The sequence below is a fragment of the Streptomyces sp. NPDC028308 genome, from assembly GCF_055565855.1.
This window is the reverse complement of sequence record NZ_JBVHTO010000008.1, coordinates 106,290-118,565: the sequence shown is the minus strand read 5'-3', so window position 1 is coordinate 118,565 and position 12,276 is coordinate 106,290. Positions and strand designations below refer to the sequence as shown.

The 12,276-nt window shown below is 69.3% G+C and carries 11 protein-coding genes; 6 read left to right on the top strand and 5 right to left on the bottom strand.

The window, feature by feature from the left end:
* Nucleotides 1-69: 69 nt before the first annotated feature.
* The 3 genes from ACZ4VA_RS19460 to ACZ4VA_RS19450 all read left to right on the top strand — a co-directional run bounded on the left by ACZ4VA_RS19460 (nt 70) and on the right by ACZ4VA_RS19450 (nt 2,784).
* A complete protein-coding gene (locus ACZ4VA_RS19460) occupies nt 70-2,013 on the top strand; it encodes an AfsR/SARP family transcriptional regulator (RefSeq protein ID WP_468082234.1) in 1,944 nt (647 codons plus the stop codon).
* Nucleotides 2,014-2,167: 154 nt separating this feature from the next.
* A complete protein-coding gene (locus tag ACZ4VA_RS19455; RefSeq protein WP_356175439.1) occupies nt 2,168-2,407 on the top strand; it encodes a hypothetical protein in 240 nt (79 codons plus the stop codon).
* The gene (locus ACZ4VA_RS19450; RefSeq protein ID WP_356175442.1) at nt 2,407-2,784 is read left to right on the top strand and encodes a fic family toxin-antitoxin system, toxin component; all 378 of its coding nucleotides are present in this window, start codon (nt 2,407-2,409) and stop codon (nt 2,782-2,784) included. The genes ACZ4VA_RS19455 and ACZ4VA_RS19450 overlap by 1 nt, the downstream gene beginning before the upstream one ends.
* Nucleotides 2,785-2,882: 98 nt before the next feature.
* On the opposite strand, the gene ACZ4VA_RS19445 is transcribed toward ACZ4VA_RS19450, so the two are convergent.
* From ACZ4VA_RS19445 to ACZ4VA_RS19435, 3 genes are all read right to left on the bottom strand, one after another.
* A complete protein-coding gene (locus ACZ4VA_RS19445) occupies nt 2,883-4,607 on the bottom strand; it encodes an acyl-CoA dehydrogenase family protein (protein WP_468082231.1) in 1,725 nt (574 codons plus the stop codon).
* A 71-nt stretch (nt 4,608-4,678) separates the two neighbouring features.
* Nucleotides 4,679-5,236 (bottom strand): PadR family transcriptional regulator, encoded by a 558-nt coding sequence (locus ACZ4VA_RS19440; protein WP_356175447.1) that lies wholly within the window; start codon nt 5,234-5,236, stop codon nt 4,679-4,681.
* A gap of 356 nt (nt 5,237-5,592) precedes the next feature.
* Nucleotides 5,593-6,258: a hypothetical protein gene (locus ACZ4VA_RS19435; RefSeq protein WP_355795850.1), complete on the bottom strand. Its 666-nt coding sequence runs from the start codon at nt 6,256-6,258 to the stop codon at nt 5,593-5,595.
* A 337-nt stretch (nt 6,259-6,595) separates the two neighbouring features.
* Between ACZ4VA_RS19435 and ACZ4VA_RS19430 the strand changes: the two genes are divergently transcribed.
* Both ACZ4VA_RS19430 and ACZ4VA_RS19425 read left to right on the top strand, forming a co-directional pair.
* Nucleotides 6,596-7,417, top strand: a complete 822-nt coding sequence (locus tag ACZ4VA_RS19430; protein ID WP_355789838.1) for an AfsR/SARP family transcriptional regulator — start codon at nt 6,596-6,598, stop codon at nt 7,415-7,417.
* Nucleotides 7,418-7,575: 158 nt separating this feature from the next.
* The gene (locus ACZ4VA_RS19425; protein WP_355789841.1) at nt 7,576-8,022 is read left to right on the top strand and encodes a GNAT family N-acetyltransferase; all 447 of its coding nucleotides are present in this window, start codon (nt 7,576-7,578) and stop codon (nt 8,020-8,022) included.
* A gap of 125 nt (nt 8,023-8,147) precedes the next feature.
* On the opposite strand, the gene ACZ4VA_RS19420 is transcribed toward ACZ4VA_RS19425, so the two are convergent.
* A complete protein-coding gene (locus ACZ4VA_RS19420) occupies nt 8,148-8,570 on the bottom strand; it encodes a hypothetical protein (RefSeq protein ID WP_468082228.1) in 423 nt (140 codons plus the stop codon).
* A 406-nt stretch (nt 8,571-8,976) separates the two neighbouring features.
* On the opposite strand from ACZ4VA_RS19420, the gene ACZ4VA_RS19415 reads away from it, so the two are divergent.
* Nucleotides 8,977-10,548: an alpha-L-arabinofuranosidase B gene (locus tag ACZ4VA_RS19415; protein WP_468082226.1), complete on the top strand. Its 1,572-nt coding sequence runs from the start codon at nt 8,977-8,979 to the stop codon at nt 10,546-10,548.
* 58 nt (nt 10,549-10,606) lie between these two features.
* Here ACZ4VA_RS19415 and ACZ4VA_RS19410 read toward each other — a convergent pair whose 3' ends face one another.
* Nucleotides 10,607-12,112: a cryptochrome/photolyase family protein gene (locus ACZ4VA_RS19410; RefSeq protein WP_468082224.1), complete on the bottom strand. Its 1,506-nt coding sequence runs from the start codon at nt 12,110-12,112 to the stop codon at nt 10,607-10,609.
* Between the last annotated feature and the right edge of the window lie 164 nt (nt 12,113-12,276).

The following is a 12,276-nucleotide window of genomic DNA, read 5'->3' as shown; positions in this document are numbered from 1 at the left end:
TGCGCGACGCCGATGAGCAGCCGATCAGTGCGATTGGGCGCAGCCGACTCCGGCACGCAGGATGGGGACATGCGCATTGACGTGCTCGGAGCGGTGCGGGCCCTCCGTGATGACGGCAGTCCCGTCGAGCTGGGCGGGCCGCGCCATCGTGAGGTGCTCGGGCGGCTTGTCGCCGCAGAGGGCCGGCTGGTCACCACCGACACCCTGGTCCAGGACCTGTGGTCCGATCCGCCGGAGCGAGCCGTCGGCGCCCTGCGTACCTTCGTCGCCGCGCTGCGCCGGGCCCTCGAACCCGAGCGTGCGCCGCGCACTCCACCGCGGGTCATCGTCACCGAGGGCCCCGGTTACGCGCTGCTGCTGCCCCGTGAGGACGTGGACGTCCACCGTTTCCAGGACACGCTGTCCCGGGCCCGGCGCGACCCCGGCGCGGTGACCGACCTCGAAGCGGTACTCGCGGACTGGCGCGGCCCCGCCTACGCCGACGTGCCCGACTCCGTATGGGCGCAGCGCGAGCGGACACGGCTCGAGGAGCAGCGGCTGGAGGGGGTGGAACTGCGTGCGCGCATCCTTCTCGACGTGGGGGAGGGGCCCGGTCTCGTGGCCGAGCTGGGTGCTCACGCCGCCGAACACCCCTGGCGCGAACGCGCATGGGAGCTGCTTGCCCGCGCGCTCCACCGGGCCGGGCGCAGGGCTGACGCGCTGGCCACCCTGCGCCGAGCCCGCGCGATGCTCGTCGGCCAACTCGGGCTCGATCCCGGTCCGGCCCTGCAGGACCTGGAGGCGGAGATCCTCAAGGGGTCCCTCTCCGCCGATGACGTACGGACCCCGTGGCCCGGCCGAGGTGTCCGGCTCGGCCCGCGCACCATGGTGGATCTGGCCCGCACTCTCGCGTTGGCGGGTGGCGAAGCCCTCGTCCACTCGCGGCGCGACCGCCTGGCAGCCGTTGAGGCCGCCCAGCGCACGGGGGACCTCTTGCTGACCGCCCGGGTCATCGGTGCCTACGACGTGCCCGCGCTCTGGAGCCGGGCCGACGACCCGGGGCAGTCGCGAGCCGTCGTCGAGGCCGCCGAGCGCACGCTCCATGCGCTGGGCCCCGACAGTCCCGCCGACCTGAGAGCCCGACTCCTGGCCACGGTCGCCGTCGAGAGCCGCAGCGCCGATCTGTCCGCGACCGAGCGGGAGCGCGCACACCAGGCTGCCCGGCAGAGCGAGGCACTTGCACGGGGCCTCGGCGACCCCGCACTCCTGGCCTTCGCCCTCAACGGGTCGTACCTGCAGTCGTTCGCCCGACCGGGGCTAGCCGCGGTGCGGGACGGTATCGGTGCCGAGATTCTCGATCTGGCCACCCGCCACGACCTGGCGAACTTCGCTGTACTGGGCCACCTTGTGCGCCTGCAGTCCGCCTCGGCCGCCGGCGACCTCGACGCCGCGACCGCGCACGCCGACGCGGCCGAACAACTCGCCGCGACCACCGAGGCATCGCTCGTCCCCGTGCTCACCGCCTGGTTCCGGGCCCGGGCCACCGCCGCACGCAGCACGGAACCCGATGGACCCAGCGCGGCCACCGGCGCGGAGCACTACCGCGCCGCTGAGATCCAACTGCGGACGGCCGGCATGCCAGGCCTGCACCGCGGTCTTCTCCCGCTCGCCCTCCTGGGCCTGCGCCTGCTCCACGACCGGCCCGCGCCCACCGACCCGCGCCTCGACTGGGGCCCGTACCTGCCGTGGGCGCGACCGCTCGTACTGCTCGCTCAGAACCGGGACGAAGAGGCCCGTGCCGCCCTGCGGGTGATGCCGGAACCGCCGCGTGACCACATGCAGGAGGCCATGTGGTGCCTGACCGTCCGCGCGGCCGTACGCCTCGGCGAACGGGAGGTCGCCGCACACGCCGCGACCGCACTGCGCGACGCCCGTGCGGAACACGCCGGCGCCGCCAGCGGACTGCTGACGCTGGGCCCCGTGGCGCGGTACGTGGCGGAGGTGGAGCGATATATCGGAGCGACAGTTGACTGATGGTTCGTCAAAAAAAGCAGGAGTAGGTGAGATGGCGGACGCGGTCGCCGGCCTCGGTCGCCGGGCATGCTGGCCGGTCCCGGGTCGTCGTAGGCAGGGGGAGGGGGCGCTTTCGCGGCTCGACCGTGTCGGTAACGCCTGTTACCATCGGTCTATGGCGAAGACACAGCTGGGCGCACGCGTGGACGAGGACGTTGCCGAACTCGCGAAGAAGCGTGCCGCGGATCTGGGGCTGGGGGTCGGGGATTACCTGGCCCGGCTGGTGCAGGAGGACGCCAGCGGGCTGCGCGCCCACGCCGTCGATGCGGCGGCCCGCTTCCTGGCCGAGCACCAGGCGGTCTTCGACGAGGCCGAGGAAGCGCAGCAGACGGCTCGGGGAGCGCACGCGGCCTGATGGAACTGCACATCGACGTTCCCTGGATCCTGCAGGTCACCGAGGTGGCCGGAGCGAGCGACCCGGCCCCTGACGACTACGGCGTTCCGGTCGCGGCGATCGCTCGCCACCGGGCCGAGCTGCTCGAACAACCGGTTTACCACGGTCCCTACGCCAAGGCCGGCGCCTTGGTGCACACGCTGGGCCGCTGCCGCTGGCTGGAGCGCTCCAACATGGCCGTTGCCGCCGCTTCGGGCGTGATGTATCTCCAGGCCGCCGGGATTTCCGTCAAGCCGGGCCACCAGGACGCGGTCGCCCTCAAGGACCTGCTGCTGGATCCCGCCTGCACCGCCGGGAAGATCGCCGCTCTGCTGCGGACCTGGCCCACCGCCACCTGAGCCCAGGAGGGCCAACGTCACCGTGCACGCCGGTGGGCCTCGCGGAGTACGGCGTCACGGCCGTACTCCGCCGGCTGGTCCGACGTGGTGCCCGGGGGTCAGGGGGTCATCTCGTACGCTGTCGACAGGGCTTCGACGTGCTGCCAGACACGCTGGGAACGCTCTTCGTCGACCGCGGGACGGCGGAGTGCGCCCAGGCTCCAGTCCTGCTGCTGCTTGGTCGCGGAGTCCTTGCCGTGCAGTTCGACGGCGTGTGCGGAGAAGTCCCGGATCAGGACGGCGAACAGTTCGTCGAGTATGTCCTCGTCGAGGCCGGTCAACGCTGCCTGTTCCAGGATCAGCTGCCCGTGGACGACGAGCGCGAAGAGCTGGCCGACGGCGAGGAGCAGGTCGAGGTCCTTGCTCTGTGCCTCGTCGGGAGCCGCCGTGCGCACGAACTCGCAGAGAGCGTCGGCCTGTTCGCGGAAGCGGGCGATGTTGGGCAGGTGGGCGTAGGTGTCGAAGGCCGGACGCCAGTCGTGGAAGCGCACCGAGCCCAGGCCGCGGGCGGGGCCTTGACGGAAGAGGAAGTCGTCGTCGGCCGCGTCGAGTCGGGTCGGGACGGGCTCGTAGGCGACCGGGTCGAGGAGGTGGTTGCGCATGAACTTGAGGATGAGCGCCAGGTTCACGTGGACGGTGCCCTCCAGCTTCGGCAGGCCGCGGATCTCGACGGCGGCCTGGGCGAAGTAGGTGTCCTTCTCGAACCCCTTGGCGGCGATGACGTCCCACATCAGGTCGATGACCTTTTCGCCCTCGGTGGTCACCTTCATCTTCGTCATGGGGTTGAAGAGGAGGTAACGGCGGTCGTCGGGGCCCGCGGTGCGGAAGTAGTCGACGGCCCGGTCGCTGAAGAGCTTCATGCCCACCAACCGGACGTAGGCGTCGGTCAGTTCGCGTCGCACGTGCGGGAAGGCGGTGACGGGGCGGCCGTAGAGGATGCGGTTGTGCGCGTGGGTGACGGCCTCGTACATCGCGTGCTCGCAGATGCCGATCGAGGCGGTGCACAGGTTGAACTTGCCGACGTTGACGGTGTTCAGGGCGGCGTCGAAGGCGGCGCGGCCGGTGTGCAGGATGTCGTCCTCGGTCACGGGGTAGTCCGTGAGGCGGAACTCGCTGACGTACTTGGACGAGTCCACGACGTTCTTGACGAGGTGGTACGACGGATGACGGCTGTCGGCGGCGAAGAAGACGTAACCGTCGGGGCCTTCGACGTCGGTGCGGCGGCCGAAGACGGAGACGAGACCGGCCGCGTTGCCGTTGCCGATGTAGTACTTGGAGCCGGTGGCGCGCAGACCGCCCGCGCCGTCGGGCTCCAGGAGCATGTCCGTGGAGTAGATGTCGGCTCCGTGGGCCTTCTCGGACAGGCCGAAGGCGAACACCTCGCCCTGGGAGAGCAGCGCGGCGGCGCGGGCGCGGGCGGCGGCGTTGTCGCTCTGCCATACGGGACCGAGCCCGAGGACGGTGACCTGCCAGGCGTACCAGTAGTCGAGGCCGTAGAAGCCGAATATCTCGTTGAGGGCGGCGATGCGGGCGGTGTCCCAGCGCTTGTCGTTCTCACCGGGAGCGGCGGCGGAGGCGGGGGTGAGGAAGGTGGCGAAGAGTTCTTCCCTGGCGGCGAAGGCGAGGAAGTCCTCGAGCCAGGCGCGGGTGCGGTAGTCCTCGATCAGTCGGCGCTTGCCGCGTTCCTCGAACCAGTCGATGGTGGCGCGCAGCAGCCTGCGGGTCTCCTGGTCGAAGTGCCGGGGGTTGTACGTACGCGGGTTGAACAGCAGCGCGTCGGCCACGGGGTGCCGCCTTTCGGCTGGGAGCGGGACGGATGTCGGTGGATACGGATGTCGGGGGGCTTGTCGGCCGGTCAGTGGCCGGTAGTGAAACCGGCGAGGGTGGAGAGGACGTCGTCGAGCCAGGCGATCATCATTCGCTCGTACGCGATGCCGCCGCGCAGCACCACGTGCTGGAGCTCGCGCTCGGCGTCGGGCGGCCCGCTCGCCGGGGCTTCCGCGAAGTCGCGTTTCTCGCCCGCGAGGTAGTGGGCCAGACGGTCCTCGTGCGCCTGACGGTGCCGTTCGACCTCACTGATCAGGGCCGTCGGATCGTCGAAGGCGGCGCCTCGGACCTTGACCGCCAGTTCGTGCCGGATGTTCTCGGGCTGGGTCGCCTCATGCAGCCACGCGGAGAGCGCGGTGCGGCCCGGCGCGGCGACGGTGTACTCCTTCTTGTCGGGGCGTCCGTACTGCGGGACGTCCCGGACGTCGACCCAGCCGTCGCCCTCCATGCGTTTGAGCACGCGGTAGATCTGCTGGTGGGTGGCGTTCCAGAAGTACCCGATGGACCGCTCGAACCGCCGGGCCAGCTCATAGCCGGAGCCCGGCTTCTCCAGCAGGGAAACGAGGATCGCGTGCTCGAGCGCCATGCGCACGATCCTGCTATGCACCGCGTTGCATAGCAACGCCGCCGAGGTGAGACGCCGCTCACCACGGGCGGGTCGCACAGATCACTTCCGGCGGCCGCATGCGCGGGGGAGGGGCGAGGGCCGGCCCTTGATGGCTGCCGGGCGCGCTCGCTCACATGCGTACTGGGCGCACGCAGAGGGGTGCTGGTTCAGTAGCAGGGTCTGCCGGACCGCGGGCTCTCGCTCCACCAACGTCATCCCCTCCCTGTTTCGTGCCAGGGAGGGGATGCGTCTCTGCGTTCTCGGCCTTCTTCGTTCGGGCCGGATGGAGCACAGTCCCGGCGTGGGCATCAGGGGCACCGTGGATGAGGTCCGACTCAGTGCGGCAGAGCCTGCGTGGCAGCGGGCGTACGGCGCGTGGCGCTGCGGTAGAGGGAGATGCCCAGGGCCAGCATCCAGTAGCTGAAGACGGCGCCCATCAGGGCGGTGGTGCCCCACCCGTTCGCCGCGTAGAAGTGCGCGGGGGTGTTGCCGAAGAACAGGGACGGTACGAAGGCCAGGTTGACCCCGGCCAGGACGAAGGCCGAGCGGTTGGTCCACTTCGGCAGCAGGTCGGTGCGGGAGATTCCGTAGCCGACGGCGGTCAGGAACAGGGCGAGCATGAGGCGGTCGATCGACCCGTAGAGGATGTAGGTGCCGCTTACGGTGATGGTCGGGTCGATCGAGTGGTCGGCGGCGATGACCGCACCGGCTTCCAGCCCGCTGGAGACCAGGGTGACCGTCGCGTAGACGAGTCCCGTGGCGAAGACCAACGTACCGGCCCATTCATAGGCCGGGTTCGCCTTCTTGACCAGCTCGCGGAAGGCCGTCACGAAGACGAGCAGGAAGGCCAGGGCGAAGATTCCGATCAACAGCCTGGCGAGGACGTTCGCGTCCGGCGGCGGGCCGGAATAGATGAAGTACAGGGGTACTTCGACGATGAAGGCGACAGCAGTGGCGATGCCGACGAGGCCTGTCAGGCGCCTGGCCACGTTTTCGTGCATGGGTGTCCCCCTGGATTCGTAGGAGCGATTCCTTGTTGGGATTCCTCGTTGATTCGGTGGTGTGAATCCTGCCGCCGGCCGCGCTTCCGGTCGCTGGTCCTGAACACCGGATCAGGGGTGGTCCTACCGCCACCCCTGACGTCGTGCCCCAGTCACTCAAGGTCGCCTGGCACAAGGCGAGTTCACAGGGTTGCTGCCTCATGTGGTGTGGAGTGCTGCTGGAGGATGGCTACAGGGTCGTGTTGGGGTGGTGGGTGGAGGGCTAGCGTGCGTGGTGGCGGTGTATTTCGGCCGCGTTGGAGCTGGGGCACGAACTCGACGAGGTGGGGAGGGCGCCATGCTGATTCAGGTTCTGGGTCCGTTGAGTGCCGAGGTCAACGGGGCGTCGATTGTTCCGTCGGCGGGCAAGCCGAGGCAGATTCTGGCGTTGCTGGCGCTGTATCCGGGCAGGGTGATGCCGGTTCCCACCTTGATGGAGGAGTTGTGGGGGTGTGAGCCGCCGGCGAGTGCGCTGACGACGCTGCAGACCTACATTCTGCAGTTGCGGCGGCGGTTGGGGACGGCGATGGGGCCGGGCGCCGGGTCGGGGGCGAAGGATGTTCTGGCCACTCGGCACGGCGGGTATCTGCTGCAGGTCGACAAGAGCTGTGTGGATGTGAACCGCTACGAGGAGTGGATCCGTCAGGGTCAGGCGGCGTTCGATGCGGGTGACAACGAGCTGTCCGCGGCGCGTTTCGGTGCGGCGCTGGCGTTGTGGAGCGGTGCGCCGCTGGTGGATGTGAAGCTGGGGCCGGTGCTGGAGATCGAGGTCATGCGGTTGCAGGAGAGTCGGCTGGTGACGGTGGAGCGGCGCATCGACGCGGATCTGCGGCTGGGCCGGCACTCGGAGTTGATCGCTGAGCTGACGGAGCTGACGGCGCGTCACCCGCATCATGAGGGGCTGCATTCGCAGGCGATGCTGGCGATGTATCGTGCGGGCCGGCAGGCGACGGCGTTGGAGGTCTACCGCAGGCTGCGGATGCGTCTGATCGACGACCTGGGCGTGGAGCCGTCACCGCAGTTGCAGCGCATGCACCATGCGGTACTGGCAGTGGACCCGCAACTCGACGTGCTGGCAGGCCCGCGCCACTCCTCGACGTTCGACCTGTTCGCCGCCTGAGCGCGGCCTGCTGCGCTGCCTCACTGTCTGCAACGCCCCGGGCAGTCCACTTCCTGTCAGCGGCTCCACTCAAGACCGGCCCTGTCTCGCGGAGTTGGACCGCATCCCGGCAACATCGACGGTTGACGCGCCACGGCGGGCACCTATTTGCTGGGCGGATGAACGACCTTCGTATCCAAGCGGTTGACGACGACCCCTCGATTCGCGATTGGCAGTATGCCCACAACGTGATCGTCCCCGGCGACGTGCTGTCGCTCGACGACGTCCGTGCCCGCACGGGCCGCAATCGCATGGAGGTCGCCTATCTCGGTGACGTCCTGATCGGCTGCACCACCGTGCGTCCGCCCACTCAGGACAACGGCGCCACCGCCACGGTCATCGCCCGCGTTCTGCCGGACCACCGCCGCCAAGGCTTCGGCACTCGACTCTATGAGCGCGCCCTGGAGCAGGCCCGCGCGCTGGACGCCCAAGTGATCGAGACGGTGGTACTGGCCTCGAATGCGGACGGACTGCGCTTCGCCCGACAGCACGGGTTCGTCGAGCTCGAACGCTATCTGCTGCGCGAGGGCGACACCGTGCCCTGGATCGACCTGCGCCTGGCCTGATCTGCCGGACGGACAGCTCCGGAGAGTCAGGCAGCGTCAGCGCGCGCAGGCCTGGCCCGGAGCTGGAGCACTGCGAGGGGACACCCTCGGCAGAGTGGTCGAGACAGGGTGGCCGGGGGAGTGGGCTACTTGCATCCAGGCGGGTCCACCTTGCTCGGCACGAACTGCAGTGTGGGTGTCCCGGCGGCATCGAAGTTGGCCGTGTCCGGGCTGGTCAGAGTCATGTACCCGGCCAGGGTCTCGCTGTCCTGCGATTGCGCCTCGCCCTTGACCTGTTCGGCGCCGGGCAGAACGGAGTCGAGTACCCACCAACGTCCGCCGAACTCGGCCCACTTGATGCCGCAGTGCGTGTAGATGTCGTATGGATAGGCCTTGAGTTCCTTGGGGTGAGCCGGTCCCTTGTGCTGCTCGTCGAGTACGCCGGTGCGCGCCGGCAAAGTGGGCGCGGCATGCTGCGAGTCGGTGGCGTTGCCGCCCGAGTTCGAGCAGCCGGACAGCAGCAGCCCGGCGCTCAGCAGCATGACGGCCTTACGAAGCGTTGTCTTCATGAATCTTTGACGCCGCAGCCGGGTAAAGCGTTCGTTCTGCTCGGCGTCAGCCGGACCTCTGCCGGTGGCGGTTCGAGGCAGGTGAGGGGACGGTCTCATCGGTCCCGCCGGCCTGTCCAAGGCTGCGGTGCCCTCGGTGACAACTGTGCTCCCCTGTGGTCGAAGTATCGGACGTGCGCGATGTGTTGACACCCCTTCGGCCTCTCCTATCATCAAATGTTGTCCGGGAATACGTTCAACGTTCGAGATGGCGAACAGCGAGTGTTTGCGCGACGACCGCCCAGACCGCCCACGGCAGACTCCGAACGACGCGTCGAACACCCGATGTCGCAGGCCATGACATCAGAAAGACCCGTCCGCCCCGGCGGCAGGGCTCCACCGAACCCCCCCCACCTCAGGAGACCCCATGTCAGTGACTCCAGCTCACTTACGGCGGTTCAGGCCCTTCGCCCTGCTGGCGGTCGTTGCGGCTCTGGCCGCCACTCTGCTCGGCAGCCCGGCCTCCGCCGGTGGGAGTGCCGCGGCCGCCGGCTCGCTGCCATGCGACCTGTACGCGGCCGGTGGCACGCCTTGCGTTGCAGCGCACAGTACGACCCGCGCCCTGTACTCCGCCTACAACGGCCGCCTCTACCAGGTCAGGCGAGCCTCGGACGGTTCCACCCGGGACATCGGTGCGCTCAGCGCGGGCGGTTACGCCGACGCCGCCGCGCAGGACTCGTTCTGTGCGGGCACGAGCTGCCTCATCACCGTCATCTACGACCAGTCGGCCCGCGGCAATCACCTCACTCAGGCGCCGCCCGGAGGATTCCAGGGCCCAGCCGCAGGCGGGTACGACAATCTCGCCGAAGCCTCGGCGGCACCCGTCACCGTAGGCGGCCACAAGGCGTACGGCGTCTTCGTCGCGCCCGGCACCGGCTACCGCGACAACAGCACCAACGGCATCGCCACCGGAGACCAGCCCGAAGGCATGTACGCCGTCCTCGACGGCACCCACTACAACGGCGGTTGCTGCTTCGACTACGGCAACGCAGAGACCAACAGCCGGGACAACGGCAACGGCACCATGGAGACGATCTACTTCGGCAACATCAAGGTGTGGGGCTACGGAACGGGCAACGGGCCCTGGGTCATGGCCGACCTGGAGAACGGCCTGTTCTCCGGAGTGAACCCCGGCTACAACGCGAACGACCCGAGCGTCAGCCACCGGTTCCTCACCGCCGTCGTCAAGGGCGGGCCGAACCACTGGGCGATCCGCGCCGGCAACGCCCAGTCGGGCGGCCTGTCCACCTACTACGACGGCCCGCGCCCCAACGCCTCCGGCTACAACCCGATGAAGAAGGAGGGCGCGATCATCCTCGGCATCGGCGGCGACAACAGCAACAGCTCGGCCGGCACCTTCTACGAGGGCGTCATGACGTCCGGCTACCCCTCGGCGGCGACCGAGAACGCCGTCCAGGCCAACGTCAACGCAGCCGGGTACACCACCTCTGCTGTGGCAGGCGCTCCCACACCGGGCGCCAGGGTCTCACTGCGGGCGACCACCTCCTGCTGCACGAACAGCTATCTCCGGCACAACAGCGCCGACAACAATGCCGTCATCGCAGCGGTCTCCGCCTCCAGCACGTCCGCCGACAAGGCCGCCGCCACCTGGACCGTGCGCCCGGGACTGGGCGACGCCTCCTGCGTGTCCTTCGAGTCCGTCGACAAGCCGGGGCAGTACCTGCGCCATTACGATCTCCGGCTGCGTGTCGACACCCTGGACAACGGCGCACTGTCGAGGCTGGACGCCACGTTCTGCCCACAGGCCGGCCACAACGGCCAGGGCGTCTCGCTCCGGTCCGCCAACTACCCGAGTGATTTCGTCCGCCACTACAACTACGGTGCCTACGTGGCGAGTCACGGTGGCACCCACGACTGGGACAGCACCACCGCCTGGGCCGACGACACCAGTTGGGCCGTGACCTCCCCCTGGGCCTGACACCCACCGAGCCGTGCCGCCCGCGGGCGGCACGGCTACCCTCATCGCGGTGTGCCCGTCACGGCGGGTCGTCTCCCTCGTCCCGGGACCGCTGTAGCAACTCGTCCAGATCACGCAGGCGGTCGAGGCCACGGACTGCCTGGCTCATCCGGGTGTTGCCGGACAGCCGTTGGCGGTGCCGGTGGAGGAAGGCCCAGTATCCGGTGGTGAACGGGCACGCCCGGTCGCCTGCGCGTTCCGTGGGGCGGTAGGCGCAGCCGGTGCACAGATCGCTCATGCGGTGGATGTACGCGCCACCCGAGGTGTACGGCTTGGTGGTCATCCGGCCGCCGTCGGCGTACTGGGACATCCCGATGACGTTGGGCAGCATGACCCAGTCGTACCCGTCGACGAAACAGCGGTGGAACCAGTCCATGACCGCCCGCGGGTCCCAGCCGCGTTGCAGGGCGTAGCTGCCGAGCAGCATCAGCCGGGGGATGTGATGGGTCCAGCCGGTGTCGCGGACCTGGGCCAAGGTCGTGGCCAGACAGCGGGCGGTGACGGCGTCCGCGTCGAGTTCGAGGAACCAGTCCGGGAGTGGCGTGCGGTGCCCCAGTGCGTTGCTGTGCCGGTAGTCGTCGCCGAAGTACCAGTAGAGCTGCCAGACGTACTCGCGCCATCCGGCGATCTGCCGGACGAACCCCTCCACGCTGTTGATCGGCGCCTGCCCGGAGCGCCACGCCTCCTCGGCCTTCTCGACGCACTCCACAGGGTGCAGCAGGCCGAGGTTCAGTGACGACGACAGCAGGCTGTGGCTCATCACCGGGTCCGCTCGCAGCATGGCGTCCTCGTGCGGGCCGAAGCCCGCGAGGCGGTGCTCGACGAAGCGCCGGAGCGCGGCCGACGCCTCACGCCGAGTGGCGGGGAAGCGCCGTGGTCCGTCGTTTCCGACGAAGCTGGTGTCACCGCTGCGCTCCCAGCGGTCCAGGTCGTGCCGCACCTCTTCGTCGATCGCGTCTTCCCGCGGCCGGTAGGGCGGCGGCACGTCCAGGGTCCGTGCGTCCTTGGGCGGGGGTTCGCGGTTGTCGTGGTCGTGGTTCCAGCGGCCGCCCGCCGGGGCGTCCGCGTCCATCAGCAGATGGTGTCCACGACGTACCCACCGGTAGAAGTCCTCCTGGCGCAGGTGCCGGCCGCCGTGGCCGTCGGCCCAGGCGGTGAAGTCCGGTTGGGGGACCAGGAAGCCGCGGGCCGGAAGCACGGTGACGGTGCCGAGGGACCGGACCAGACGAAGGGCCGCGTGCGAGGTGGGGTGATGCACCGTCACCGGACTGTTCCCGAGTGCTTCGTGGAGCCCTTCGCGGTAGGTGTCGCTCCGGATGTAAGAGGCACGGTCGCCGAGTTCGGCCGCCCTGTGCCGCATCGCGGAGAGGATGAGGTGGGCCTTCGCGCGATGGAAGCGCCGACGGCGGAACATTGAACGGGCCTCGATGATCACGACCGGCGCGTCGTGCTCGGGGCCGTCATCGCCGGGAGTGAGGAAGTGAGGTCCCAGTTGGTCGCCGAAGAGCCAGTGAGCGGTGGTCATGTGCGCGCTGGGCCTCCGTCGCCTCGGTGGATGTGTTGCGGATCGGACAGTCCTGAACGGCGAGCCGCGCTGGGCTCGGGGACTGCCCAAGGCGACGCTGATCCACGCGTCCGTACCGGGCATCTCTACACGATGGGCGATGAGTGGCTGACCCCTGCAGGCGC